The organism is Streptomyces sp. NPDC058145 (assembly GCF_042884245.1).
Lineage (GTDB): Bacteria > Actinomycetota > Actinomycetes > Streptomycetales > Streptomycetaceae > Streptomyces.
Map to the genome: position 1 here is coordinate 553,992 of NZ_JBHVUH010000001.1, position 24,833 is coordinate 578,824.

21 protein-coding genes are annotated in these 24,833 nt (G+C 70.3%); 9 read left to right on the forward strand and 12 right to left on the reverse strand.

Annotated features, from left to right (window positions below):
- Positions 1-91 precede the first annotated feature (91 nt).
- Positions 92-1,822, forward strand: a complete 1,731-nt coding sequence (locus tag ACFVVO_RS02595; protein WP_390051128.1) for an Ig-like domain repeat protein — start codon at positions 92-94, stop codon at positions 1,820-1,822.
- Positions 1,823-1,905: 83 nt separating this feature from the next.
- On the opposite strand, the gene ACFVVO_RS02600 is transcribed toward ACFVVO_RS02595, so the two are convergent.
- Together ACFVVO_RS02600 and ACFVVO_RS02605 are read right to left on the reverse strand one after the other, a co-directional pair.
- Positions 1,906-2,325 carry a hypothetical protein gene (locus tag ACFVVO_RS02600; RefSeq protein WP_390051129.1) on the reverse strand — a complete coding sequence of 140 codons (420 nt, stop codon included), beginning with the start codon at positions 2,323-2,325 and terminating at the stop codon, positions 1,906-1,908.
- Between the two features lie 127 nt (positions 2,326-2,452).
- Complete coding sequence (locus ACFVVO_RS02605) at positions 2,453-3,664, reverse strand: pyridoxal phosphate-dependent aminotransferase (RefSeq protein ID WP_390051130.1); 1,212 nt, start codon at positions 3,662-3,664, stop codon at positions 2,453-2,455.
- Positions 3,665-3,864: 200 nt separating this feature from the next.
- Between ACFVVO_RS02605 and ACFVVO_RS02610 the strand changes: the two genes are divergently transcribed.
- Together ACFVVO_RS02610 and ACFVVO_RS02615 are read left to right on the forward strand one after the other, a co-directional pair.
- The gene (locus ACFVVO_RS02610) at positions 3,865-4,563 is read left to right on the forward strand and encodes a hypothetical protein (RefSeq protein ID WP_390051131.1); all 699 of its coding nucleotides are present in this window, start codon (positions 3,865-3,867) and stop codon (positions 4,561-4,563) included.
- A gap of 211 nt (positions 4,564-4,774) precedes the next feature.
- Entirely contained in the window at positions 4,775-5,608 is an 834-nt protein-coding gene (locus ACFVVO_RS02615; RefSeq protein ID WP_390051132.1) for a serine protease, read from the forward strand.
- Between the two features lie 48 nt (positions 5,609-5,656).
- On the opposite strand, the gene ACFVVO_RS02620 is transcribed toward ACFVVO_RS02615, so the two are convergent.
- Positions 5,657-7,267: an amidohydrolase family protein gene (locus tag ACFVVO_RS02620; protein ID WP_390051133.1), complete on the reverse strand. Its 1,611-nt coding sequence runs from the start codon at positions 7,265-7,267 to the stop codon at positions 5,657-5,659.
- Between the two features lie 8 nt (positions 7,268-7,275).
- On the reverse strand, positions 7,276-8,553 hold the full coding sequence (locus ACFVVO_RS02625) for an amino acid deaminase (protein ID WP_390051134.1): 1,278 nt from the start codon (positions 8,551-8,553) through the stop codon (positions 7,276-7,278).
- Positions 8,554-8,666: 113 nt separating this feature from the next.
- On the opposite strand from ACFVVO_RS02625, the gene ACFVVO_RS02630 reads away from it, so the two are divergent.
- The 5 genes from ACFVVO_RS02630 (at position 8,667) to ACFVVO_RS02650 (ending at position 13,290) form a co-directional block, all read left to right on the forward strand.
- Positions 8,667-9,848 (forward strand): sugar kinase, encoded by a 1,182-nt coding sequence (locus ACFVVO_RS02630; protein WP_390051135.1) that lies wholly within the window; start codon positions 8,667-8,669, stop codon positions 9,846-9,848.
- Entirely contained in the window at positions 9,845-10,609 is a 765-nt protein-coding gene (locus ACFVVO_RS02635; protein ID WP_383018813.1) for an IclR family transcriptional regulator, read from the forward strand. Before ACFVVO_RS02630 ends, ACFVVO_RS02635 begins: the two co-directional genes overlap by 4 nt.
- Positions 10,606-11,016: a RidA family protein gene (locus ACFVVO_RS02640; protein WP_390051136.1), complete on the forward strand. Its 411-nt coding sequence runs from the start codon at positions 10,606-10,608 to the stop codon at positions 11,014-11,016. The genes ACFVVO_RS02635 and ACFVVO_RS02640 overlap by 4 nt, the downstream gene beginning before the upstream one ends.
- A gap of 163 nt (positions 11,017-11,179) precedes the next feature.
- On the forward strand, positions 11,180-12,661 hold the full coding sequence (locus ACFVVO_RS02645; protein ID WP_390051137.1) for a GntP family permease: 1,482 nt from the start codon (positions 11,180-11,182) through the stop codon (positions 12,659-12,661).
- Between the two features lie 74 nt (positions 12,662-12,735).
- The gene (locus ACFVVO_RS02650) at positions 12,736-13,290 is read left to right on the forward strand and encodes a hypothetical protein (RefSeq protein ID WP_390051138.1); all 555 of its coding nucleotides are present in this window, start codon (positions 12,736-12,738) and stop codon (positions 13,288-13,290) included.
- A 58-nt stretch (positions 13,291-13,348) separates the two neighbouring features.
- Here ACFVVO_RS02650 and ACFVVO_RS02655 read toward each other — a convergent pair whose 3' ends face one another.
- From ACFVVO_RS02655 to ACFVVO_RS02670, 4 genes are all read right to left on the reverse strand, one after another.
- Positions 13,349-14,707, reverse strand: coding sequence for a M14 family metallopeptidase (locus ACFVVO_RS02655; RefSeq protein WP_390051139.1), 1,359 nt, complete (start codon positions 14,705-14,707; stop codon positions 13,349-13,351).
- A gap of 230 nt (positions 14,708-14,937) precedes the next feature.
- A complete protein-coding gene (locus ACFVVO_RS02660) occupies positions 14,938-16,194 on the reverse strand; it encodes a DUF1266 domain-containing protein (protein WP_390051140.1) in 1,257 nt (418 codons plus the stop codon).
- A gap of 35 nt (positions 16,195-16,229) precedes the next feature.
- The gene (locus ACFVVO_RS02665) at positions 16,230-16,439 is read right to left on the reverse strand and encodes a DUF397 domain-containing protein (protein ID WP_390051141.1); all 210 of its coding nucleotides are present in this window, start codon (positions 16,437-16,439) and stop codon (positions 16,230-16,232) included.
- Positions 16,440-16,443: 4 nt separating this feature from the next.
- Entirely contained in the window at positions 16,444-17,295 is an 852-nt protein-coding gene (locus tag ACFVVO_RS02670) for a DUF5753 domain-containing protein (protein ID WP_390051142.1), read from the reverse strand.
- 206 nt (positions 17,296-17,501) lie between these two features.
- Here ACFVVO_RS02670 and ACFVVO_RS02675 point away from each other — a divergent pair, with 206 nt between their 5' ends.
- Positions 17,502-17,909, forward strand: coding sequence for an ATP-binding protein (locus ACFVVO_RS02675; RefSeq protein ID WP_390051143.1), 408 nt, complete (start codon positions 17,502-17,504; stop codon positions 17,907-17,909).
- Between the two features lie 428 nt (positions 17,910-18,337).
- On the opposite strand, the gene ACFVVO_RS02680 is transcribed toward ACFVVO_RS02675, so the two are convergent.
- From ACFVVO_RS02680 to ACFVVO_RS02695, 4 genes are read right to left on the reverse strand one after another with little or no spacing between them, the layout of a single operon-like run.
- A complete protein-coding gene (locus ACFVVO_RS02680) occupies positions 18,338-18,661 on the reverse strand; it encodes a hypothetical protein (RefSeq protein WP_390051144.1) in 324 nt (107 codons plus the stop codon).
- Positions 18,658-23,421, reverse strand: coding sequence for a putative T7SS-secreted protein (locus ACFVVO_RS02685; RefSeq protein WP_390051145.1), 4,764 nt, complete (start codon positions 23,419-23,421; stop codon positions 18,658-18,660). Before ACFVVO_RS02685 ends, ACFVVO_RS02680 begins: the two co-directional genes overlap by 4 nt.
- The gene (locus ACFVVO_RS02690) at positions 23,421-24,080 is read right to left on the reverse strand and encodes a hypothetical protein (protein ID WP_390051146.1); all 660 of its coding nucleotides are present in this window, start codon (positions 24,078-24,080) and stop codon (positions 23,421-23,423) included. Before ACFVVO_RS02690 ends, ACFVVO_RS02685 begins: the two co-directional genes overlap by 1 nt.
- Complete coding sequence (locus ACFVVO_RS02695; protein ID WP_390051147.1) at positions 24,077-24,604, reverse strand: hypothetical protein; 528 nt, start codon at positions 24,602-24,604, stop codon at positions 24,077-24,079. The genes ACFVVO_RS02690 and ACFVVO_RS02695 overlap by 4 nt, the downstream gene beginning before the upstream one ends.
- Between the last annotated feature and the right edge of the window lie 229 nt (positions 24,605-24,833).

A 24,833-nucleotide genomic window follows, 5' to 3' on the forward strand; every position in this document is an offset into this window, starting at 1 on the left:
TTGCTACCGGATCTTCACACCGGTTTCATGGCATCTACAGGCGTCCCACCGGCACCGGTGGAGCGCCCAACCAAGCCTGTGGGGGGCCCAGTTGAATACTGCACACCGATCCAGACGGCTCGCGGTCACGCTGCTGACCGCCGCTCTCGCCGGGACCGGACTGACCGTCGCCGGCGCGCCCGCCGCCTACGCGGCGGCCTCGGACGCCGTGGTCAAACTGCCGATCTCCTCGTACTCGGCGATCGCCGTCGACTCCGTCCACCAGCGCGTGTTCGTCGCCGACAGCAACACGGGTTACTACCTCAACAAGGGCACCATCGCCGTCTACGACTTCCAGGGCGAGCGGGTCGCCACCCTCCAGACGCCGGCCCATGTCTCCGGTCTTGCCCTCAGTGCCGACGGCTCCAAGCTCTACGCCGGCCTGCGCGAGCAGATCCAGACCTACGACACCACCACCCTCGCGCCGGCCCTCCTGGCCACTACCTACACCGACACCTGCGGCCGCGACCTGGCCTTCTCCAGCGGGCAGTTGTACTTCACCACGCCGTACTCCCAGTACGTCGGCGAGTGCTCCACCGCCCAGACCTACCTGGACGGCATGGTCAACGGCGTACACACCCGCACCGGCTGGAACGACTACGGCAAGCTCCAGCTCGAGGCGGGTCCGGGCAACCGGATGCTGATGGGCCAGCCTCGCAACACGAAGGCGGCCGACCCCTTCCTCACGGTCTACGACACCAGCGGCGACTCCCTCGTCCGCAACGCCGCGCGCCGCTTCGCCGACGGCGCGGGCAACGGAGCGCTCGATCTGAAGGACATGGCGTTCTCCGCCGACGGGAGCAAGGTCGCCCTCGCCGACGCGGCCTACGGCACCCGGCTGCTCAACACCGACGACCTCTCCGACGCGGCCGGCTCCTACCCGGCGCTCCCGGCCGGCGCCACCGCCAGTTCGGTGGCCTTCAGCGGTGACGGCAAGTACCTGGCGCGCGGCGCCGCGGCCACCGGCGCCACGCCCGACCTGCTCCTCCAGCCCGCGGACCCCACCGACGCGACGGCCCCGCTGGAGTTCGTCTTCGAGGGCAGCCTCGACGGGGACCGGGTCGCCCCGCGCGGCATGGAGTGGTCGGCCGACGGCTCCCGGTTGTTCACGGTGACCACCAACGCGGCCGGCAGCCAGTTCTGGCTGCACGTCATCCAGCCCCCGGCCGTCCAGTACGACACCGGCTTCACCGGCGGCCTCACCCACAGCCCCTCCGGGGCGGTGGCCGGCGAGCCGCTGGCGGTGCGCGGCCGGCTCCAGTGGGACGGGCCCGCGCCCGCCGGGCCGCTGAAGGTGACCGCCGTACGCCGGGACGCCGACGGCACGCATCAGCTCGGCACCGCGACCGTCAAGGACGACGGCACCTTCACCGTCCTCGACGAGCCCGACCTGGTCGGCGAGGCCGCGTACACCGTGTCCTTCCTCGGCGACCTGACCCACCGCCCGGCCACCGACGTCACCCACACCGTCACGGTCGGCAAGGCGTCCAGCTCGATCGCGCTCACCGCGCCTGAGGAGGCCACGACGAGCGGGGGCGTGCACATCACCGGCACGTTCGCCGCCCAGGGCAAGGCGCTGCCCGAGCGGGCCACGCTCACCGTGAAGCGCACGGACCGGCTCGGCACCGGCACCCTGTCGTCGGTCACCGTCGCCGCCGACGGCACCTTCACCATCGACGACCTGCCGCGCACCCGCCGCGACACGACCTACACGGTCGCCTGGGCGGGCGACGCCCTGCACGAGGGCGCGACGGCGTCGGCGACGGTGGACGTCCGGCGCTGAGGACGGCCGATGTGTGGCACCCGGTCCGCGCGTCGCTGCGTGGTGCGCGCGGACCGGGGCCGTTCCGGGGACCCCGGGCGGGGTCAGTGGGCCGAGCTGAGTTCCCTCGGCCCGGCCTGGGCGGCGGCGTGCGCGTCCATCCGCTCGGCCGACAGGATCGCCGCCGCCGTGTCGGCGCGGGAGGCGGCGACCACCAGCGCACGGCCCGCGAGGGCGTGCGCCCGCCGGTGCAGGCCCATCGGCTCACCGGCGGCGGACGGCTGGGCGCGCAGCGGCGCCCGCCCTCCGCGCAGCCGGGCCACCTGGCCGGCGAGCCGCTCGGCGGCCGTCTCCAGATCGGCGGAGGGGGTCAGGGCGCGCAGTTCGTCGGTGACGGCGAGCAGGGCGGCGAGGTGCCCGGCGAGCTGGATGTCCAGCTCCTCCTCGCGCGAGCGGTGGGGGAAGTCGGAAGGGTCGCCGGCCATCGTGCTGTGGACCGACTTGGTGCGGATCGGTTCGTACATGGGGATGGCCTCCTGTGCGCTGACAGGAAGCCATCCTAGCTTGGATTTCGTCTAAAGTTGAGTCGGGTCACGGACCGGGGCCCTCCGGCTACCGTCGGCAGAACCCGGGGGGCTCCAGTGGCCGGCCCTAGGACTGGCCGTACCCGTCCAGGAAGGTCCCGATCCGGGTCACCGCGTCCCGGAGATCGCCGGCGCTGGGCAGGGTCACCACCCGGAAGTGGTCCGGCTCGGGCCAGTTGAACCCGGTGCCCTGGACGACCATGATCTTCTCCTGGCGCAGCAGGTCCAGCACCATCCGCCGGTCGTCCTTGATCTTGAAGACCTGCGGGTCCAGGCGCGGGAAGAGATACAGCGCGCCCTTGGGCCTGACACAGCTGACGCCCGGGATCTGGGTCAGCAGCTCGTAGGCCACGTCCATCTGCTCCTTCAGCCGGCCGCCCGGCAGCACCAGGTCGTTGATCGTCTGCCGGCCGCTGAGCGCGGCCACGACCCCGTGCTGGCCCGGCATGTTCGCGCACAGGCGCATGTTGGCCAGGATCGTCAGGCCCTCGATGTAGGAGTCGGCGTGGGCGCGCGGGCCGGAGATCGACATCCAGCCGACGCGGTAGCCGGCCACCCGGTAGGCCTTGGACATGCCGTTGAAGGTGAGGGTCAGCAGGTCGGGGGCGACCTTCGCGGTCGGGGTGTGCGTGGCGCCGTCGTAGAGGATCTTGTCGTAGATCTCGTCCGAGCAGACCAGCAGGTTGTGCCGGCGGGCGATGTCGGTCAGGCCCTTGAGCACCGCCTCGTCGTACACCGCGCCCGTGGGGTTGTTCGGGTTGATGATGACGATCGCCTTGGTGCGGTCGGTGACCTTGCGCTCGATGTCGGCGAGGTCGGGCATCCAGTCGGACTGCTCGTCGCACCGGTAGTGCACGGCCGTGCCGCCGGACAGGGAGACGGCCGCCGTCCACAGGGGGTAGTCCGGCGCCGGTACGAGCACCTCGTCGCCGTCGTCCAGCAGGCCCTGCATCGCCATCACGATCAGCTCGGAGACGCCGTTGCCGATGTAGACGTGCTCGACGTCCGTCTCGATGCCGATGGTCTGGTTGTGCATGACGACCGCGCGCCGGGCGGCCAGCAGGCCCTTGGCGTCGCCGTAGCCGTGCGCGCCGGAGACGTTGCGCAGGATGTCCTCGAGGATCTCCGGCGGGCACTCGAAGCCGAACGCGGCCGGATTGCCCGTGTTGAGCTTCAGGATGCGGTGTCCGGCCGCCTCCAGACGCATCGCCTCCTCGAGAACCGGGCCCCGGATCTCGTAACAGACGTTGGCGAGCTTGGTCGACTGGATCACCTGCATGTCCGTGAGCTTACGACCCGGTAACGGCTCATGGGTGGTGTCTTCCGCCACTTGAGACGGTGCGGTTTGCCCGGTTATCGGCGACAGCTGTCTCAGAAGTCACTCGCGTCCCTAGAATGCGGCGCGGTGCCGGTGCGCCGAGGCCGCTGATCCGCCTGGTGCGACTGCGGGCGGCGCGAGGGCGGTCGGGCAAGGGGAGGGTGGGGTTGTACGAGGCACACGGTGGCAGCGGCGAGCCGGAGGTTCAGCCGAACGTGTACCACCCGCAGACGGCCCCGGCACCCTCGTACGAGGAGTACGCCGATCCCGCCGCCGCCCATGGCTGGCAGAACGCCTATGACGAGACCCGCGAGCAGCCCGCGCTCACGCTCTCCGAGTCGTCCGAGCCGTCCGGGCCCGCCGAGCCGCACGTTCCCGCCGCGGCCGGAGAGGGCGGCGGCCGCCGTGACCGGCGCCGGAAACGGCGGGCGGGCGCCCGCCGCCGGACGGCGGTCCTCGCCGGAGGTCTCGGCGCGGCCGGCGCGGTCGCGGTGATCGCGGTGCTCGCCTGGCCGGACGGCGCCCCGTCCGGAGCGCGCCCCGCGAGCGACGGACCCGCCCGCGTCCCCGGCGCCGCGACCACCCGCGTGGGCTCCTCCGCCCCCGCGACGAGCGCGCCGGGCGCCGAGTCCGGCCTTCCCGCGACGTCGTCGTCCACCGCGGCCGTGCCCGCCGCGGACGCTCCGGCGGCCACCGCCACCGGGGGTCCCACGGCCCCCAACACGCCCGGCTCCCCGGCCGCCACGGCCTCCGTCACTCCCGCGCCGACGCTCACGGCCGCCACGCCGACGGAGTCCGGCGAGGGCACCCCGGTCGGCGGCCGGGGCCACGGCCACGGCGCGACGAAGCGCCCCCGGTAGCGGGAGGCGGCCGTAACGTGCCGCCAAGTGGGTAGTGATCCCAGGCGAGTTGCGGTCCGCCACCCGACAAACGTGCGCGTATGCCCCGGACGAACGCGCAGTCGCATACAACTGCTTGCCCCCGCACGCCCCTCTCATGAGAATGCTCATGACAAAACGCGAGGCGACCGGAAGATCTCCGGTCGCCCAAGTCGTAAGAGGGGACCCCCACATGAACAAGCCTCTCCTGGCCGCGCTCTCCTCCCTGGCCATCGCCGGGCTGGGCGCGACCCCGGCGGTCGCCGCGCCGCAGGCCAAGGCGGCCAACGCGGTGACCGTCAACTTCGCCGGTACCGTCTCGCTCAGCAACTGCTCCGGCTCGGTCATCCGCTTCCCCAACTCCGCGGACACCGACCCGGCGCTCGTGCTGACCAACGGCCACTGCCTGGAGACCGGCTTCCCGGCGCCCGGTCAGGTCATCACCGGCCAGTCCTCCAGCCGCACCTTCGGCCTGCTGAACTCCTCCGGCAGCAAGGTGGCCACACTCCGCGCCAACCAGGTCGTCTACTCGACCATGACGGACACCGACGTCACGATCTACCGCACCACCACCACCTACGCGGCGATCAAGAGCTCGTACGGCATCAGCCCGCTCACCATGCAGGACACCCACCCGGTCGCCGGCGCCGCCATCAAGGTCGTCTCCGGCTACTGGAAGCGCATCTACAGCTGCAACATCGACGGCTTCGTGTACCGCCTGAAGGAGGGTGACTGGACCTGGAAGGACTCGGTCCGCTACACCTCCGCCTGCAACACCATCGGCGGCACCTCGGGCTCGCCGGTGATCGACACCGCCACCGGCAAGGTCGTCGCCGTCAACAACACGGGCAACGAGGACGGCCAGCGCTGCACCGAGAACAACCCCTGCGAGGTCGACGAGAGCGGCAACGTCACCGTCCGCCAGGGCATCAACTACGCCGAGGAGACCTACAACATCCCGGCCTGCTTCACCACCGGCAACAAGCTGAACCTGAGCGCGTCCGGCTGCACCCTGCCCAAGCCGTAACCCCTGCTGCCCCGGCCCCGGCCGGAGCCGTGAACCGGGGCCGGGCGGTCACACCGGTGTCCGGCGGACCGCCCGGCCCGCCAGCACGTCCGTCCGGCGGCCGTCCTCGATCGCGGGACGGCCGTCGACCAGCACGTACGGAATCCCGGCCGGGAGCACCCGGGGCTCGGCGAAGGTGGCGCCGGACGCGACGGTGTCCGGGTCGAACAGCACCAGGTCGGCCCGGTACCCCTCGCGCACCAGCCCCCGGTCCGGCAGCCGCAGCCGGGCCGCGGGCCGCGCGGTGAGATGGGCGACGCACTCCTCCAGCGTCAGCACACCCGCCTCCCGGACGTAGTGCCCGAGGTAGCGCGGGAACGTGCCGTAGGCGCGCGGGTGCGGCTTCGCGCCCCGCAGGATGCCGTCGGAGCCCCCGGTGTGGGCGCGGTGCCGCATGATCGTGCGGACGTTCTCCTCATGGCCGACGTGCTGCAGGATCGTCGTACCGAGCCGGTCCTCGAGCAGCAGCCGACGGGCGGTCGTCCAGGGGGCCTCACCGCGCGCGTCCGCCGACTCCCGCACGGTCCGCCCGACATGGTCCGCCAGAGCCGGGACGGTCACGCCGGAGATCTCGATCGTGTCCCACTCCACCGGCACGCCGTGGCAGCCGTCCGAGCCGGTGGCCTCCAGGTCGTACCGGATGCGCTCGGCGGTCCCCGGATCGGCGAGCCGGGCCAGGATCTCCTCCGGACCGCCCTCGCCCGCCCAGCTCGGCAGCAGCGCGGCGAGCGTGGTGCAGCCGGGGGTGTAGGGGTAGCTGTCCAGAGTGATGTCGGCGCCGGAGTCCAGCGCCCGGTCGAGCAGGGCGAGGAGCTCGGGCGCACGCCCCTCGTTCACGCCGAAGTTCATCGTCGCGTGGGCCAGGTGCAGCGGGCAGCCCGCCTTCCGGGTCAGCTCCACCATCTCGGCGTAGGCCTCCAGGGCACCGGCGCCGTAGGACCGGTGGTGCGGGCAGTAGTAACCGCCGTACGCGGCCACCACCCGGCACAGCTCGGTCAGTTCGGCGTCCTTGGCGTACATGCCGGGCGTGTAGGTGAGCCCGGAGGACAGGCCGACCGCGCCCTGCTCCAGTCCCTCCGCGACCAACTGCCGCATACGGTGCAGCTCCTGATCGGTCGCCGGCCGGTCCTCCCAGCCGACGGCCATCGCGCGGACCGTGCCCTGTGGGATCAGATAGGCCGCGTTCACGGCGATCCCGCGGTCGAGACGGTCCAGGTACTCGCCGACCGTGCGCCAGTCGAGGTCGACGTCGTCGCCGTACCCGTTCCAGCCGGTGATCGCCCGGCGGACCTCCTCCAGCGTGCGGTCGTCCACCGGCGCGTACGACAGCCCGTCCTGCCCGACGACCTCGAGCGTGACCCCCTGGGCGAGCTTCGCGCTGTGGTCCGGGTCGCGCAGCAGGGCCAGGTCGGAGTGGGCGTGCATGTCGATGAAGCCGGGGGACAGCACGAGCCCCTCCGCGTCCAGCTCCCGCCGCGCCCCCGGCCGCTGACAGCCCGCCGCCGCGGCCTCCTTGACGATGGAGACGATCCGGCCGCCGTCGACCACCACGTCGGCGCGGTAGGAGTCCGCGCCGCTGCCGTCGACGACGTCCGCGTCCCGGATGACCAGCTCCTCCACGGTGCCCCCTAGAAGAAGGTGCGGATGTAGTCGACGACCGTCCCGTCCGCCTCGGCCAGCGGGATCAGCTGCCACTTGTCGAAGGACGTGCAGGGGTGGGACAGGCCGAAGCCGACCCAGTCGCCGACCTCCAGGTCCGCGTCCCCCGTGGTGCGCAGCCAGGCGTGCTGGTCGGACAGACCGGTCACGGTGACTCCGTCGGCCGGGCGCTCGGTGCCGTCCCGGCGTACCACCTGGGCCTCGGGCAGGTCCAGGTCGTGGGCCGCGTCCCGCTTGCCCGCGTTGACGAAGGCCTGCTCGGCGGAGGGCCGGGAGACGACCTGCGCCCACAGCCGGAACGCGGGCTCCAGCGCGCCCTCCTGGGGGACGCGGGTGAAGGGGGTGAGCCTGCGGTAGTGCCCGTCGTCGTGCGAGACGTAGGCGCCCGAACGCAGCAACTTGAGCACGGGGGCGGACAGTTCGGGGATCTCCGCGAACACGTCGGCCACCGCGTCGAACCACGCGCTGCCGCCGGCGCTCACCACGATCTCGTCCACCCCGGCGAACCGGCCGCTCTTGTCGAAGTCGGCGGCCAGCGCCGTCAGCCGCCGCAGATAGGCCGTCACCCGCCCGGTGTCCGCCTGTGGCACCTCGCCCTCGTACCCCGCGACCCCGACCAGCCGGAGCGTCGGTACGGCGGCCACGGCGTCGGCGACGGCCGCGCACTCCGCCTCCGTGCGCACCCCGGTACGGGCCCCGTCGCCCGCGGCCAGCTCCACCACGACGTCCACCGGGCGGACGGCTCCGCGCAGGGCCGCGTCCATCAGCTCGACCCCGCGCACGGAGTCGACGTAGCAGACGAGACGGAACGCCGGGTCGGCCGCCAGTTCGGCGGCGACGCGGCGCAGCGCGGCCGGGTCCACCAGTTCGTTGGCCAGGAAGATCCGCTCGATGCCGAACGCCCGGGCCACCCACACCTGATGCGGCACCGCGAGCGTGATGCCCCAGGCGCCGTGCTCGATCTGCCGCTGGAAGAGCCGCGGGGCCATCGAGGTCTTGCCGTGCGGCGCGAAGGCGAGGCCGTGCCGCTCCGCGTAGGTCTCCATGAGCGCCAGGTTGTGCTCCAGCCGCTCGGCGGAGAGGGCGAGGACGGGCGTGCTGAACCCGCCCGTGAAGAGGTTGCGGCGCTGGGCGGCCAGCTCGGCGACGGTCAGGCCCTCGGCGTCCGGCGGGAGGCCCTTGAAGCGGTGGTCCACCCGTTCCTCGGCGAGGCGGGCGAGCGCTTCGGTGCCGGTTTCGCGGGGCATGTGACCCTCCTGATCCGGTACGTTGCACGATATGCAACGCCCATTGCGTATGTCGCTCACTGCTGTCTAGCATCTCGCCCGACACAGGGTCAACGAAAGACGCCCACCCCAGGATGACGAGGAGTCCCCCCATCGTGAACGTCGTGGATGTCGTCACGCTCGGCGAGTCCATGGTCACCTTCCTGCCCACCCGGGAGGGCCGCCTCGCCGACGTCCCCTCCTTCGAACGGGCCATCGGCGGCGCGGAGTCCAACGTGGCCTGCGTACTGGCCGCCCTCGGCCACTCCACGCGGTGGGTGAGCAGGGTGGGCGCGGACGGCTTCGGGGACCACCTGGTGGAGCGGATCGCCGGATACGGCGTCGACGTCGGCGCCGTCCGCACCGACCCGGCCCGTCCCACGGGCGTCTACTTCCGCACGGCGGCCGACCGGGCCACCGCCGCCCACGAGGTGGCGTACTACCGGGCCGGCTCGGCGGCCTCCGCGATGTCCGTGACCAACACGGACCTGACGGCGGCCCGCGCGGGCCGCGTACTCCACCTGTCGGGCATCACGGCGGCGCTGTCCGCGCAGTGCCTGGACCTCGTACGGCACCTGTCGCAGCCCACCGCCGGGCGCCCCCTGCTCTCCTTCGACGTGAACCACCGCCCGGGCCTGTGGACCGGCACCGACGGAGCCGAGGTACTGCTGGAGCTGGCCCGGGTCGCCGACATCGTGTTCGTGGGAGAGGACGAGGCGGAACACACCTGGGGCGTCACGGGCGGCCCGACCGCGATCCGCGCCCTGCTCGCCGAGCCGTCCCTGCTGATCGTCAAGCAGGCGGCCAAGGGCGCGACGGCGTTCGCGGACGCATCCGAGTCGCCGTTCTCCCGGCGCGTGAACGGCGAAGGTGCCCAGCCCCTCCGCCCCGCCGCGGGTAGTCGTGCCGCTGGGGCAGGCGCGGGCGACAACCCGTCGGCGCCGGGCCACGCGACGGGCCCCCGGCCGACCACCACCCCGCTCACCTTTGAACCGGCCCCGCACGTGGACGTCGTCGCCCCCATCGGCGCCGGCGACGCCTTCGCCGCCGGCTTCCTCTCCGCCACCCTCCGCGGTCTGCCACTGGAGCGACGACTCCGGCACGGCCACCTCGCGGCCGCGGCCGCCCTCACCACCCCCGCCGACCTCGCCGCCCCACCCACCCGCGACCACGCCGACCGCCTGGCCGCCCTGGACGACGAGGCATGGGGGAGACTTCGACTCGGCCCCGGCTGGACACAGGCCGACCGGGCCCCGGAGGAGGCGAACACCCCATGAGTCAGACCGTCGACCGCGCCCTCAGCATCCTGCCGCTGCTCGCCGAGGGCCCCGCCGACCTCGGCCAGGTCGCCGACCGCCTCGGCGTGCACAAATCGACCGCGCTCCGCCTCCTGCGCACCCTGCACGAGCACGGCCTGGTCTACCGCCAGTCCGACCAGCGCTACCGGCTCGGCGCGCGCCTCTTCGCCCTCGCCCAGGAGGCGATGGAGAACCTCGACATCCGCGAGATCGCCCATCCCCACCTCGTCCGGCTCAACGAGGCCTGCGGCCACACCGTGCACCTCGCCGTCCACGAGGAGAACGAGGTGCTCTACATCGACAAGGTGGAGAGCCGCTACCCGGTCCGGATGTACTCGCGCATCGGCAAGCCCGTGGCCATCACCGTGGCGGCCGTGGCGAAACTCCTCCTCGCCGACCTCCCCGAACCCGAGCGCCGCGCTCTCGCGGACCAGCTCGACTACCCCCTGTACACGCCCCGTTCCACCCCCAACGCCACCGCGTTCCTGCGGGAGTTGGAGCAGGTGCGCGAACAGGGCTGGGCCACCGACCTCGGTGGCCACGAGGAGTCCATCAACTGCGTCGCGGCCCCCGTCCGCGGCGCCGACGGCCGGGTCGTCGCCGCCATGTCGGTGTCAGCGCCGAACGTCGTCGTCACCGCCGAGGAACTCCTCACCCTGCTCCCGCAGGTGCGCCGTACCGCGGACGCGATCAGCGGCGAGTACTCCGGAAGAACGCCAGTGAAGGGCACCCCCGTATGACCGACAAGATCGCGCTCACCCCGAAGACCCACACCACCCCGCCCGCGAGGTTCTCCCACGGGGTGAAGAAGGGCAACATCCTCCAGGTCGCCGGCCAGGTCGGCTTTCTGCCCGCCGAGGACGGCAAGCCCCCCACGCCCGCCGGTCCGACGCTGCGCGAGCAGACCCTCCAGACCCTCGCCAACGTCAAGGCCATCCTCGAGGAGGGCGGCGCGAGCTGGGACGACGTGATGATGATCCGCGTCTACCTCACCGACGTGGACCACTTCGCCGAGATGAACGACATCTACAACACCTACTTCGGCGAGCAGGGACTCACCCAGCCGCCCGCCGCCCGGACCACGGTCTACGTCGGCCTGCCGCCCGGCCTCCTCATCGAGATCGACGCCCTCGCCGTCCTGAACTGACGACGGCTCGGGCACCGCCCACCTTCGCGCCACCCCCCTCCGCGCCACCCCCCCTCCGCACCACCAGCACACGCACGGCACACGGCACGGCATCGCACTCGCGGCGCCGTGCCGCGATCCCCCCTGCCCGAAAGCAGTATGCATTTACGAAGAGGACCCCCTAATGTCCCACTCGCTCGCCGCAACCGCTCCAGCGCCCGCCGCCCCACCCCACACCGGAGGCCTGCTCCTCCTCGTCGACGGCACCGCCGGGCTCCTCACCGTCGCCGCCATCGGCATAGCCCTGCTGCTCTTCCTGATCATCAAGGTCCGGCTGCAGCCGTTCGTCGCGCTCCTCGCCGTCTCCATAACCGTCGGCCTGCTCGCCGGCCTCTCGGTCACCGAACTCTTCGGCACCGTCCAGCGCTCCGACGCCGTCTCCACCATCGAGTCCGGCATGGGCGGCATCCTCGGCCATGTCGCGATCATCATCGGGCTCGGCACGATGCTGGGCGCGATCCTCGAGGTCAGTGGCGGCGCCGAGGTACTGGCGTCCCGCCTGCTGCACCTGTTCGGCGAACGCCGGGCGCCCCTCGCGATGGGCCTGACCGGCCTGATCTTCGGCATCCCGGTCTTCTTCGACGTCGGCATCTTCGTGCTCGCCCCGATCGTCTACGCGGCCGCCAAGCGCAGCGGCAGGTCGATCCTCCTGTACTGTCTGCCGCTGCTCGCCGGCCTGTCCATGACGCACGCGTTCCTGCCGCCGCACCCCGGCCCGGTGGCCGCCGCCGGGCTGCTGCACGTCCAGCTCGGCTGGGTCGTCCTCATGGGCGTCGTCTGCGGCATCCCCGCCGTCCTGGCCGCCTGGGCGTACTCCGCCTGGATCGGCAGGCGCGTCTTCGTCGCCGTACCGCAGGACATGGTCGAGGCCGCCGAGGAGGCCCGGCAGGCGGTCCTCGCCGAGCAGCGCGCGCAGGGCGTGCCGCCGCAGGAGCAGCCGGTGCCGCTCGGCACGGTCCTCGCCATCATCGGTACGCCGCTGGTGCTGATCCTCGCCGCCACCTTCTCCTCCATCGCCCTCGACCCCTCCGCGGGCCGCTCGGTGCTGGAGTTCGTCGGCAGCCCCTTCGTCGCCCTCACCCTCGCCCTGCTGCTCGCCTACTACCTGCTCGGCTTCCGGCGGGGCTGGTCCCGCAAGTCCCTGGAGACGGTGTCCACTTCGTCACTCAAGCCGGTCGGCAACATCCTGCTGGTGGTCGGCGCGGGCGGGGTCTTCGGCGCGGTCCTCAAGGCGAGCGGGGTGGCACAGGCGCTGTCGGACACCTTCAACGGCGTGGGCCTGCCGGTGATCGTGCTGTCGTACCTGATCTCGGTGGTGCTGCGGGTGGCCCAGGGCTCGGCCACGGTCGCCATCGTCACCACGGCCGGCATCGTGGCCCCGCTGCTGACCGAGGGCCACCACTCCCAGGCCTTCGTCGCCCTCGTCATCATGGCCGTGTCGGCCGGTTCCATCTTCGCCTCGCACGTCAACGACGGCGGCTTCTGGATGGTCGCCAAGTACTTCGGCATCACCGAGCGGGACACGCTGCGCACCTGGACGGTGCTGGAATCGGTGCTGTCGGTCGCGGGGTTCGCGGTGGCCGGGGTGGTGAGCCTGTTTGTGTAAGTGTGACCTGTGTGAACCGACGTGAAGAGTGAGCGGACTGGTTCCGGCACAGGAATGTCGTCCATACTGCCGCCGTGGACCAGCGCATAGGATCGAGCAGCCAGCCCCTGAAGGGCGAGCCCGTCAAGGGCGCCGGTTTCGACCCGGCCTTCATCCCGGGGATCACCGCACCGGCGACGGAACCGGAACCGGAACCGTCGGACGCCAAGCCGACGGCCGAGGCCGACGCCGAGGACGCGAAGTCGGCGACCCCGGAGCCCGCCGAGGCGTCCGCCGAACCGGCATCCGCCGATTCGGCGGACGGTGGACCGGAGGAGGAACCGGAGGAGGAGAGCGCACCCGAGGACGGCGCCCCCGTCTTCGAAGCCTCCGACCGCCGGGCCCGGTTCGCCGCCGACCGCCGCGGCGTCCGCCTCCGCCTGGACGAGGAGGACTGCGAGTTCCACTGGGACGAGATCGCCGCGGTCGAGACCGAGTCCGCCCGCTTCGGCAAGCGTTTCACCATCACCGTGCACACCCCTGACCGCCGCTGGTACCCGATCGAGATCGAGGCGACGTCCAGGTCCCGCTTCAAGGAGTGGGAGTCCCAACTGGACGCGGTGCTCGACGCGTACTTCGAGGAGGCGTAGGGCCCTGTGGGACGGGGGCGCCGGAAGGAGCCGGCGCCCCCGTCCCACGCGCACACCCCTAGCCGCAGTACTGGGCGGCCTTCCCGATGGACCGGTACATGCAGTCGGCGTTCTCCAGCAGTTGCAGCACCGCGTCCCTGTTACGGGAGGTCTCCCGCTCGATCACCTCGTCGGGCGGGTAGAACCCGCCGTCCCAGCTGGACGTCGGATACATCTCGAAGGTGTAGTCGAAGATCTTCTGCGTGCCCCACAGATAGTCGTCGATCGACCCGTCCGTGATGTACAGATCGCTCGACTGCTCGGGGGTGTACCCGTTGCTGGCCGCCATCTTCTGCCCCACGGCCTGGAACGCGGCGGCGTCGTCCGCCGTCATCCCGGCCGCGGTGTCCGAGTACGTGTACCCGAACGGCCACAGCACCAGCTCGCTGTAGGTGTGGAAGTCGATGCCGGCCCTGATCTGCTGTTTGCCTCCGACGACCCGGCTGCGCACGAAGTCGGAGACCACCTTCACCTCCGGCGCGGACTCGGCGGCCGAGCCGCGGTAGGTCTCGGACGACTTCGTCCCCGACGAGCCGCCGCAGCAGCCCCATTTGTAGTCCCAGTTCCGGTTGAGGTCGGTCCCGACGTACGAGGAACCGGAGTTGGGCTGCCGGTTCTTCCGCCACGACCGGTACGACCCGGTGGCGATGTCGTACTCGCCGCCGTCCGGGTTGAGGTCGGGGACGAGCCAGACCTCCCGGCTGTTGACGAGGTTCGTGATCCGGGAGTCGCTCCCGTACCCGGCGGCGAACTCGCGCAGCAGGTACAGGGCCATCTCAACGGTCAGGTGCTCGCGGGCATGCTGGTGGAAGGTGAACAGCACCTCGGGCTCGTCCTCGTCGGTGCCCACGTTGTCGCTGACCTTGACGGCGACGATGTCCCGGCCCTGGTACGACTTCCCGATCACCCGCTTGCTCATGATGTCCGGGTGGGCGGCGATCCGCTGGTCGATCTCCGCGTTCGCCTCGGCGTAGTTGTGGTACTTCGAGTCGGCGCTGGGGAAGTCGTACAGCCGCTGCTCGCCCCGGGCGCCGGCCCGGTCGGGAGCGGCCCCCAGGGGAGTGATCTCGTACCCGAGCCGGCGCAGCCGCCGGATCTGGTCGGCCCGGCCGGAGACGACCACGGTCTCCTCGTCGGCCTCGTCGACGGTGACACCGGTGGCCTGGATGGCCGTGCGCGTCACGGGGTTCGTACTCTGATGGATCTCGTACTGCCGGATGTCCTCACCGGACGCCGGGGCGGCCTTCCGGGCGCTCTCGGCGGTGGCGTGCGTGGCGGTGGCCGAGACGGGTGCGGCGAGGGCGAGGGCCAGCAACGCGCCGAGTGCGGCGGTACGCCTGCCGCCGCGCTCGCCGGAGCCGCGGATGCGAAGTCGCATGAACTCTCCTTGGGTCTCCAGGAATTCCGGGGTCGCCGGAAGTGGGGGAGTGGAGCTGGGAGCTGAGGTGCCTCAGTGCGACGTGCGGGTGCGGACACGGGAAGCCGGTAGCTGTGAGTCCGCTGTGCGGGGCTGGCGCTCATGGTCCGACGTTGGCATGATCAGGTCAAGACATGGCCGAGGGCGACGCGGGCTCCGTCCGAAACTAGCCGGAGCCGTGCGTCACGGCCTCATCTGAAGGAGACGGTGAGCCAGGGGCTCTCAGGGTCGGACATCAGGACCCGGTGGACGTCCACCATGTCCGTGTACCAGTTCCCGAACTCCTCGTCGTCGAAGTGCAGACAGCGCCCGAGGATGTACCCGGCGGCGAAGTCCTGCCACGACTTGTACGACCGCGCGGCGGCCCGGCCCGCCTCCACGACGGCGGCCTCGGCCTCATGAAGTGAGCAGTACCGCGCCCCCAGTCCCCAGCGGGCCATCCCTGACGCCCGCCCGAAGTTCCAGGCGTCGACGGAGCTGACGTACCGGTTCCCGTCCAGGATCCCGTCGGCCCGGAAGCGGGCCTCGTACCGGGTGATGCGGCCGATGAGGTGCTGCACCCCCTTGATGCGAGCCTCGGTCTCCGCCTCGGGAACGGTGGGCGTGGTGGTCACCCCGTCCGGCGTGAGGACGGTCTCGCCGCCGGCTCGCGCGCGCAGCACCCGGGCGACCGCGTCCCGCCAGTAGCCGGTGTCGACGTGCCCGCCGAAGTCACGCGCGATGGTCCGCCGCAGCTCGAGGGCAAACTCCCAGACGGGATTGGCGCCGTCGGGATCGAGCAGCGCCCGCTGCTGCGACTGCCACTCCTCCCGGCCCCCGACGCCCCACCACTCGCGCAGCAGCCGCCGCTCCGAGGTGTAGCCGTTCCCGTGATACGCCATGGCGTTCCAGGCCAGCCCGTCCCGCACGATCAGCAGCGCCCCGCACGCCAGCCCCCGCGCGACGGGCCCGTCCTTCGGACCGCCCACCCGCAGCGTGAGCACCCGCGCCCGGTCCAGCGGGGCCCGCTCCCGCGCGCCGTACTGGGCCCACGCGGCGGAGTGCGGCGGCGCGGAGGGCAGGAACGCCTCGCAGGGAGTCCCCGGGTTGACCACGATCATCGCCGGATCGGTCGGCGCCCACACCTTGGCGAACCACCCGAGCTTCTGCCAGTCGAGCACCCGGTGCGGATCGGGCGCGGGCAGCATCCCCTCCGTGTACACGGCCCACACCCGCCCGCCGGCCACCCGGGGATCGTGCCCGAAGACGGGAATCGTCCTGCTCGGCTCCGCGTCCGCCCCGTCACGCCGTACCTCGAAGTACAGCCGGCTGTCCGCGAGGGTGTCGAAGTACGCCGCCCAGTCCTCCCGCGCCTTGGCCTCCATCAGGGCCTGCTCGATCTCCGTCGGTGGCGTCCAGACAGGCGGCGCGGCAGGCCCGAAACCCGCGGGCGGCGGACCGAACGACATGCTGTGCCTCTCTCGAGTTGTTGGTCTTTGTACGGCTACTCGACTGAACCGGCGTCGGCGGCCGGTGCCTTCAGAGCGGCGATGAAGGGGGTGAACGCCTGGGCGGCGAATGTGAGGGTGGCCCGGGCGGGGGCTTTGGAGTCGCGGACGGATATGTGGGTGGGGCCTTCGGCGATTTCGAGGCAGGCGTTCCCCTCGCCACCACCGGAGAACGACGACTTCCGCCAGATTAGGGGGGTGGTCATGACCTCACAGCTCCTTCGCCAGCCTGTGGATGAAGTCACGCGAACGCTGCGGTTCGAGTGAAGAGGCCTCAAGCCTACGAAAGAGCGTTCGGAAGCGGTCTAGTTGGGCTTCGGCGTCCACGAACGCCGTGCCATGAGGTCCGTCGCGTACCACGGTGTCCAGCCTGGGCAGCGGTCCGCCCGCGTAGACCATGGCACTTCCGGCACCGGCGAATCCGTCCAGGTCGAACGGGATGACCCGGACCGTGACGTGGTCGGCTTCGGAGAGATCCAGTACGCGAGCGAGCTGGGCTCGCGCTGCCGGGCGGTCACCCACCCGGATGCGCAGGGCCCCCTCATGGATCACGGCGACGTACGGGGTCGGACCCGGGCGCTCGATGATGACCCTGCGCCTCATCCGGTGCTCGACTCGGAGCGATACCTCGCCTGCTGGGAACTCCGGATTGACGTAGGAGAAGAGTGCTCGGGCGTAGTCCTCCGTCTGGAGCAGGCCCGGGACATGGAGGAAGTCGGCGTCCCACCGGTATGAGGCGTGGTGCTCCAGCTCGGACAGATCCAGGTAAGGCGTAGGCAGCCGGTGCCGGTACTCCTCCCACCAGCCCCGCGCACGATCGGTCGCCATGGCCGCGAGCGCTTGGATCAGACTCTCGTCGGAGCAGGCGTAGTTGGCAGCGAGACGGCGCAGGCGCTCCTCGCTCACGCCTGTGAGCCCGGACTCGATGTGACTGATCTGGACATGGCTCACCCCGAGCAGCGCCGCCGCCTCGCGTGCCGCAAGCCCTGCGGCGTCACGGAGCCGACGCAACTCGACCGCCAACCGCAACTGCCGTGCCGTCGGTTCGCGCCTCAGGACCATGGTTGCTGCCTCACCTCAACGCACGTGCCAATCGCCCTCGTTCGGGGTCAGATTACGCGACCGGCTTGCTCGGGATGACATGTTAGCCCTACCGTCGGTGATGTAACGCATACGCAGCGGAAGTGCACCGCATCGTCCTGCCATGACGCCCGCGGCATTGCCACCGCGCGCCCTTGAACCTCTCACCTCACCGGAGTCGATGAGTCATGCCCGAAACCTGGGACTACACGCTCTACATCCCCAACGACCTGAGAGCGGTGACGATCTCCCGCCGGACGCTGCGTCTGATCCTGACGATGCACGGCCTGATCGGCCTGGTCGACACGGCTGAACTCCTGGCGACGGAGTTGGTGTCCAACGCCGTGCGGCACACGAAGGGGCCGGCCGCGCTCAGGGTGCGCCGCTCGGTGGAGGGGGTGGTGTGGATCGGGGCGTGGGACACGGACCCGGGCCCGCCGGAGCCGTTCCGGCCGCTGGAGGAGGTGGCCGAGCTGGGGGAGGAGGGGCGGGGCCTGGCCCTGATCCGCGCCTGCGCGGACTTCTGGGGCTGGCAGCCGTCGGCCAGGTTCGGTAACCGGGGAAAGTACGTGTGGTGCGAACTCGCGGCGGCGTAACCCGAAACGTCACCGGAAGGGGATATTCAGCCAGGGGCTGCCGGGGTCGGACATCAGGATGCGATGGGCCTCGACCGCGTCCTGGTACCAGAGCCTCGGCCACCCAGCCGAGGCTGCTGCAGGCGAACACCCGATGTGGTTCAGGGGCTGGGAGCATTCCAACGGTTTACACCGTCCAGATGGGGCCGCCGGCACGTGGGTCTTACGGGAAGGCCGAGTACGTTCTGTCTTCAGCATCGCCCTTATCCCGCTGTAACTCGACGCAAGCGCGTCGAAGGCAGCCCAGCCCTCCCCCGCGACTTGGCCTCGAAGCAAGGCCTGCTGAATCTCTTCAGCGGCGTCCAGGTAGACGCCGCGACAGGCCCGTCAAAGCCGTCCTCACGCTGGAGCGCCAACACTGAAGAAGCTGACTGAGAGTCTGCGATCGTCTACCGCGAGAACATGCTCATCCAGTGGAGAACGTGTTCCTCGTTACTGTCCATCAAGAACAGTTCGCTGCCCCCTGCCCTGAGAGAAACGCTTGCCATAGTGAGATCGCTTCTCTGATACTGCTCCAAGAATGAGATCAGTGACGCTGTCTCAGATTGGAGTTTAGATCCAGGGATCGTTCTTTTCATGCGGCGATTGTAGATATGTAGTAAATCCTCTCTTGAAACACTTCCCGTCTCGATTTCAGCGGTATCGTCGAGTCGTTCGATGAGTTGCGGATCACAGATGCCGGATTTGGCTGCGTTCCGCACGAGCTCGATCATCCTATCCTTGTCCATGGCCCTCCACCGATGCTCACTTCTGCTCCTGTTACCGGGCCCCTAATTAGCACTTCGCCTTCATCGTAAGGGAACGATACTCCGGGAACTCGCGTATATGATACGCCATCGCCATTTGGTATTCGGAGGACAATGCCTGGGCCATTTCCTCTATAGCTTTCCACTAGGGCCATGTCCTCGTAATATGTCGTCCATGAAGTGAAGATGCTGTCGGTTCGGCCGCCGACGTGCAGTTGTGGGTCTGAATGGCCGCCAAGTGGTTCGGCGGATCCGCTCTTTGCATCCTCGTACATGTTGAACCACTCTGGACGGCTGTTCTCATCCGCGTAACCGATGCCCCGGTACAGGTAAGGTTCCTCTTCAGGATCCCAACTCCCGCCATTCTCACACTCGTCTGGTGCAAGGCCCAGGCAGTCAGACGAGGTGTGCGGGTTGTGAACGTAAGAAGCCGGGTTGGGGGCGGGGGTAAGGCCGAGAGGGTCGGCCGTGAGGTAGCGAGCGGTCTCTGGGTCGTAGTGGCGGAAGTAGTTGTAGTGGAGGCCGGTTTCCGGGTCGTAGTACTGGCCTGGGAAGCGTAGAGGTGTGTATGTCGTGCTGTTGGCTGCCCAGGCCGTTGTGCCCCATAGGGTGCTTCGGGTGCGCCAGGCGATGTCGCCCTGCTCGTCGATGAGTTCGCTGGGGGTGCCGACGAGGTCGGTGACGATGGCGAAGAAGCGGGAGTCGATCTCGTCCTGGGTGGTGTCGGCCGCTGTGATGCGTTCGGTCTGGGCGAGGGGGCGCAGGCCTTGGTGGTCCCAGGTGAGGGTGACCGGGTGGGGGAGGTCTGCGGAGGTGGTGGTCTGCTCGCAGAGGGTGGTGCCGTCCCAGGTGAATTCCACCCGTTCCATCACCGTCTCGCCGTCCTCGGCCAGGCGGAGTTTCGCTGTGCGGCGGCCCAGGGGGTCGTAGGTGTAGCGCCAGCGGGTGCCGTCCGGGGTGGTCACCGCCGTCAGGCGGTCCTCGGAGTCCCATTCGTAGCGCCAGGTGTCCGCTTTGCGGGACAGGCGGGTCTTCTGGCGGAGGGTGATGCGGCCCAGCGCGTCGTGTTCGTAGCGGACGTTGCCCGCCCGGGTGATGCGGGTGCCCACATACGTGCGCGAGCCCGTCGCCTCGCCGCCGGGGTGGCCGGTCGGCCACTCGGCCTGGGTCTGGTTGCCCGCCTCGTCGTAGGCGTACCGCTCCGTCCAGCCGGCCGCGTGCACCGTTGTCACCCGGCCTGCCGCGTCCAGGTCGAAGCGCCGGGAGCCGGACAGGTGATCGTCGATACCGATCAGGTTGCCGTCGGCTCGGTAGCTGTACGTACGGTGCTGCACCGTCCGATTGCCGACGCCGGTCACCGACTGTGTCGTCAGGCGGCCCAGGGAGTCGAAGGTGTGGTCAAGGGTGATCGTGCCGCCGATGTGACGGGACAGCTCTCGGCCTGCCTCGTCGTAGGTGAAGTCGATGGCGTGGCCCGATGCCGTCAGCATGCCGGTGCGGCGGCCCGCGGCGTCGTAGGACCAGGTCGTCGTGGCGCCGGTCGGGGTCGTGCGGCCCGTGCGGCGGCCGAGGGCGTCGTAGGTGTAGGTCAGGGTGCGGCCGTTGACCGTCTCGGAGTGCAGGCGGCCGTAGCGGTCGCGCAGCAGCGTGAGCGTCGTGCCGTCCGGGCCCGTTACCTGGGCGAGTTGGTCGGTGAAGTCGTAGGCGTAGGTCGTGACCTGGCCGGCCGCGTCCTTGCGGACGACTTGGCCCAGTTCGTTGCGTTCGAAGGTCAGCGTCTCGCCGAGATCGTTTCTGCGGGAGATCAGGCGACCTGCGGGATCGTACTCGTACGTCAGATTTTTGTCGTCGAAGTCCGTCTCCGTGACCAACTGACCAGCCGCGTCGTACTCATACGTCCAGGTCAGGCCCTGCGGGTTCGTGACCTTCGTCAGCCGCAGTTCCATGTCGTGGGTGAACTCGTAGCGCACCCCGTCCGGACCGGTCCGCGCCGTCAGCAGGTCGAAGTGGGTGTACTCGAAGCGGGAGACGCCACCCATCGGGTCGGTGTGGCTCGTGCAGTTGCCCTCGCCGTCGTACGTCCAGGTCTCCGTGGTGCCGTCGGGGGCAGTGCGGTGGGTCAGGTGGCCTTCCACCGACCAGTGCAGCCGTGTCACGGCTCCGGTCGGGTCCGTTACGGCGACGGGCCGGCCCAGCGCGTCGCGTTCGTAGCGAGTGGTCGCGCCCAGCGCGTCCGTGATCTGCAGCGGGAGGCCGGCGCGATCGCAGACGACCCGTGTCGTGTTGCCGAGCGGGTCGGTCACAGACGTCAGATGGCCGGCCTCGGTGTACGTGAAGCGGGTCGTCCGGCCCGCCGGGTCCGTGACCGACGTGCGGTTGCCGCGCTCGTCGTACGTCTGGCGGACCACCGATCCGTCGGGGTTGACCACCTTCACCGGCAGGCCGAGCCCGTTGTACTCCGCCGTCGCCTCGCGGCCGTCCGGGCGGACGGCCGACGTGAGGTTGCCGTCCTCGTCGTAGCGGAACGTCGTCGTGTGGCCCAACGGGTCAGTCTGGGAGAGCAGGCGGTTGTAGCGGTCGCGGTGGAAGCGGGTGGTCGCACCCAGGGCGTCGATCTGCGCGACCACCTGCCACGCGTTGTTCACGAGGTAGCGGCGAGTGTGGCCTTCGCCGGTCGTCGCGGTTGTGGTCCGCAGGCCGGTTTTCGGGTCCGGGTCCCCGAACGACAGGGTCAGACTCATGTGGCCCGCCGAGCCGCCCTCGGCGACGCAGCGGTCCCGTTCGTCGTACTCGTACGTGTAGCTGCGGTCGTTCGTGTCCGTCCAGGACGTGACCCGGCCGACCTCGTCGTACGCGAACTGGAGCGGCAGCCCGGAGGAGTTGACGACCTCCGTCAGATTGCCGTCCGTGTAGCCGAAACGCTTCAGTTCCTCGCCGGTCGTGGCGAGGTGGAGGGCCGTGATGCGACCGGATTCCGTGGTGATGCGGACGCCCTTGCCGCCGCTGGAGACCACGGCCAGCGGAGTGCCCTCCGCGTCGTACTCGAAGGTGATCCAGTTGCCGTTGCGGTCGTCTATCTGTTCCAGCACCGCAAGGTTCTCGCCACGATCGGCGAAGTGCCAGGTGCGGCGGGTCCGCGGGTCCGTGACCGTGTATCCGCCTTCCACCCGGTCAAGCGACCGGCGAGGGCCGTGACGAGGAAGCGTGGGTAGGCCGGGTGCGGGATGCGGGTACGCCAGCAGCAGGCCGTCCTCGGTGACGAAGACGACTCCCTCCGCATCGATCTCCAGGCGCTGATCCAGCGTTGAGGACCACGAAGGGCCGAACCAGCGGCCCAGGTGGTAGCCGGACTCCACCCGCCGTTCCAACACCAGCGGCAGCACCCCGGGCAGCGTGACGTCCGTCTGCGGCAGATACATCTTGCCGGTGGCGAGGTTGATCGGGTCGGTGTCGTCGCTGTGCGTACTGGTCTTGTCGTGGGCGGTCGCCGGGGGATCCTCATCCACCGCCTCCCGCGCGCTCTTCCCGCCCGCGCCCTCGGCCCCCGCCCCCTCACGCTCAGCGACCTTCAGTGAGTCCCGCATCGCGAGTCTCTCGGCGGCGGCGGCCCGTACCCCGTTCACCTCCAGGCCCACTCCGTCGGTCAGGAGTACCTGGGGCGCGAAGCGGCCGCCGAACTCGGCGGGGTCCTTGGCGAAGTCCTGGAGTGTTTGTTTGAGCGTCCGCTCGGGGTGCGTCGCGCTGGACACCAGGCCGGCCAGGGTCATGGCCTGGTGCTGCAGTGCCTCGGCGGGGTGGGTCACGTTGTACGGATCGAGGGGGTTGGCGCCGCGGACCATGCTGTAGAGGCCCGCCGTGCCCTTGATCATGCCCCCGCCGACATGGAGCATCTCGGTGTTGAAGGCGCCGTAACCGTCGACCGCGTCCACCTTCAGCTGGGCCAGCGGGGGCGGTTCTGCCGGTGCGTGGGCCATGGCCGACTCGACGGCCTTCGCGGCGGCGCCGGCGGCCTCGTTGCGCTGCTTGCGGGCGTCGTGGAGAAGCTCCTCGGCCTCCTTCACGAGCGCCGCACCGGGGTCGTCGAAGTCGCCGGGATCCGGGCCCGGCGCCTTGTCGCCCGACTTCACCGCGTCCGTGTAGGCGGTGACACGCTTGTCGTACGCGTCCTTCGCCGTTGCGGAGGCCTCCTTGCCCTTCTTGTACAGGTCGACCGCGCCACGGGCCTTCTGCTGCGCCCAGACGACAGTCTCGGCGTAGGTCTCCAGTGCCGTCGCCGCCTTGGCGCAGGCGTCCGCCGCGTGCAGCCAGTTCACCGGGTGCATCTCGAACTTCTTGCGGAACGCGTCGGCCGCCTCGCCCTGCCACTGTGAGGAGTCCAGCTTGCGCATGCCCTGGCCGACCCGGTCGAAGGCGGTGTGGAAGTCCTTCAGGTGCTTGGCGGTGGACCGGATGTCCCCCGCGTCACCGTGGATCAGGTCGGTCGGTTCGTCGGTCTCGCCGAGCTGCTGCTCGCCCGGGGTGGCGCCCAGGGCGGAGGCGGCCCGGTCGCCGTAGTGGTGGACCTTGTCCGCCCAGTCGTGGGCACCGACCTTGTCGAGGGCGTCGGCGGTGACGTCGCTGCCCTTGTCGATGCCCTCGCCGATTTTCTTCTTGCCGGCGTCGTAGACGTTCTTGCCGTACTTCAGACCGCTGTTGAGGCCGTCGTCGATGTCGCCGAGGATGCCCATCAGCCCTCACCGTCCTGCCCGGCCGCCTTCGCGCGTTCCTCGGGGGACGGGCCCCACATGTCGTCGAGGACGCGGTTGTAGTCGTCGCTGGTCCCGGTCGCCTGGTTGACGCGGTCCATCGTGACGCCCGTCGGCAGGCCCAGTGATCCGGTCATGGCGTCCCGCCCGGCGTCCTTGAAGCTCTGCTCGGACTTCTGCCAGGCCTCGTCGAACGACTTCTCGCTGTAGTCGGGATCGGTGACGGCGTCGACACTGCTTCGGCGCAGCTCGTCCCAGCTCATCTTGGTGACGTCGTCCTCGGACGCGTACGGGTTGCCCACGCCCGCGTTGTAGGCGACCTTCATGGCGCCGCTGATGTACTGGTCCGTCTCGTGCAGGGTGCCCGCCGACAGGCCCACGTCCTGGGCGAACTTGTTGCCCTCCGCCACCAGGCCGCGCACGCCCCACTCCCAGCGCTCGCAGAACGACTTGAACCTGGCGGTCAGGTCCTCGTGGCCCAACTGGATGCCGGAGAGTTCCAGGTTCGAGAAGCCCCGGCCCACACCGGCCAGGCTGTCGACACCCAGATCCTTGAGTTCGGCCAGGGTGAGCGTGATGCCCTTCGCTATCTCGTCCAGCCCCGCGGCCTTGATGTCCTTGCCGCCCTTGCCCCCGCTCACCGCCGCGCCTCCTCATCGGTCGCCCCGGCGGCCAGGTCCACGGCCACCGCGTCCGGCACGATCCCCGCGACCGGCGGGAACAGCACGCCCTCGTCCCCGTCGGCCGCGTCCAGAGCCACGCCGCACGGCACCCCGACGGCCGGGACCCCGGCGTCCAGCAGCCTGGCGCCCAGCACCCGCCGGTACGCCCATTCCCGTTCGCCCTCGTCCCTCGCGATCGCGAACCGGGCCAGTGCCGGCTCGTTCGAGAAGGCCAGGATCCAGCGGACGCCTCCCCGGTCGGCGGTCAGCGGGTTCTCGTCCGAGTCGAGGGGCACGAGAACCGCCGTACGACGGAACTCACCCAGCAGAGCGGCGAACTCCCGACGTCTGCGCCGCACGTCGACCGCTTCCGGGGCAGGTACGGAACGTACGTCGTGTGAGATCTCGTCGGGTGCCTCCGCACCCGTCATCTCCGCGTACTCAGAAAGCGACGACCTGCGTATGTCCCCCGCCCGGCCGCCGTCACCCCCGTGATCAGCCATGCCCGGGATCATCACACCAGCCCATTGCCGAACGCAACGCGGTACCCGTCACGGTGAAGGGGCTTTGGCCGAATGTGTCCGGCGGTGGACATGCGGCGATGCGGACACACGAACGCCCGGATCCCCCCGGACATGGGTGCCCGTTCAGTGGAGGCTTCACATAACGGCATCGCGTGCGCATGCGTCCCTCCGCGCCGACTACGCGCTGCTGGACGAGGCGTCTCAGTGG

Coding starts and splice junctions, on each gene's coding strand:
- ACFVVO_RS02600 (WP_390051129.1), bottom strand. CDS start 2,325: ATGTACGAACCGATCCGCACCAAGTCGGTCCACAGCACGATGGCCGGC.
- ACFVVO_RS02605 (WP_390051130.1), bottom strand. CDS start 3,664: ATGCAGGTGATCCAGTCGACCAAGCTCGCCAACGTCTGTTACGAGATC.
- ACFVVO_RS02615 (WP_390051132.1), top strand. CDS start 4,775: ATGAACAAGCCTCTCCTGGCCGCGCTCTCCTCCCTGGCCATCGCCGGG.
- ACFVVO_RS02625 (WP_390051134.1), bottom strand. CDS start 8,553: ATGCCCCGCGAAACCGGCACCGAAGCGCTCGCCCGCCTCGCCGAGGAA.
- ACFVVO_RS02630 (WP_390051135.1), top strand. CDS start 8,667: ATGACGAGGAGTCCCCCCATCGTGAACGTCGTGGATGTCGTCACGCTC.
- ACFVVO_RS02635 (WP_383018813.1), top strand. CDS start 9,845: ATGAGTCAGACCGTCGACCGCGCCCTCAGCATCCTGCCGCTGCTCGCC.
- ACFVVO_RS02640 (WP_390051136.1), top strand. CDS start 10,606: ATGACCGACAAGATCGCGCTCACCCCGAAGACCCACACCACCCCGCCC.
- ACFVVO_RS02645 (WP_390051137.1), top strand. CDS start 11,180: ATGTCCCACTCGCTCGCCGCAACCGCTCCAGCGCCCGCCGCCCCACCC.
- ACFVVO_RS02655 (WP_390051139.1), bottom strand. CDS start 14,707: ATGCGACTTCGCATCCGCGGCTCCGGCGAGCGCGGCGGCAGGCGTACC.
- ACFVVO_RS02660 (WP_390051140.1), bottom strand. CDS start 16,194: ATGTCGTTCGGTCCGCCGCCCGCGGGTTTCGGGCCTGCCGCGCCGCCT.
- ACFVVO_RS02665 (WP_390051141.1), bottom strand. CDS start 16,439: ATGACCACCCCCCTAATCTGGCGGAAGTCGTCGTTCTCCGGTGGTGGC.
- ACFVVO_RS02670 (WP_390051142.1), bottom strand. CDS start 17,295: ATGGTCCTGAGGCGCGAACCGACGGCACGGCAGTTGCGGTTGGCGGTC.
- ACFVVO_RS02675 (WP_390051143.1), top strand. CDS start 17,502: ATGCCCGAAACCTGGGACTACACGCTCTACATCCCCAACGACCTGAGA.
- ACFVVO_RS02680 (WP_390051144.1), bottom strand. CDS start 18,661: ATGATCGAGCTCGTGCGGAACGCAGCCAAATCCGGCATCTGTGATCCG.
- ACFVVO_RS02685 (WP_390051145.1), bottom strand. CDS start 23,421: ATGGGCATCCTCGGCGACATCGACGACGGCCTCAACAGCGGTCTGAAG.
- ACFVVO_RS02695 (WP_390051147.1), bottom strand. CDS start 24,604: ATGGCTGATCACGGGGGTGACGGCGGCCGGGCGGGGGACATACGCAGG.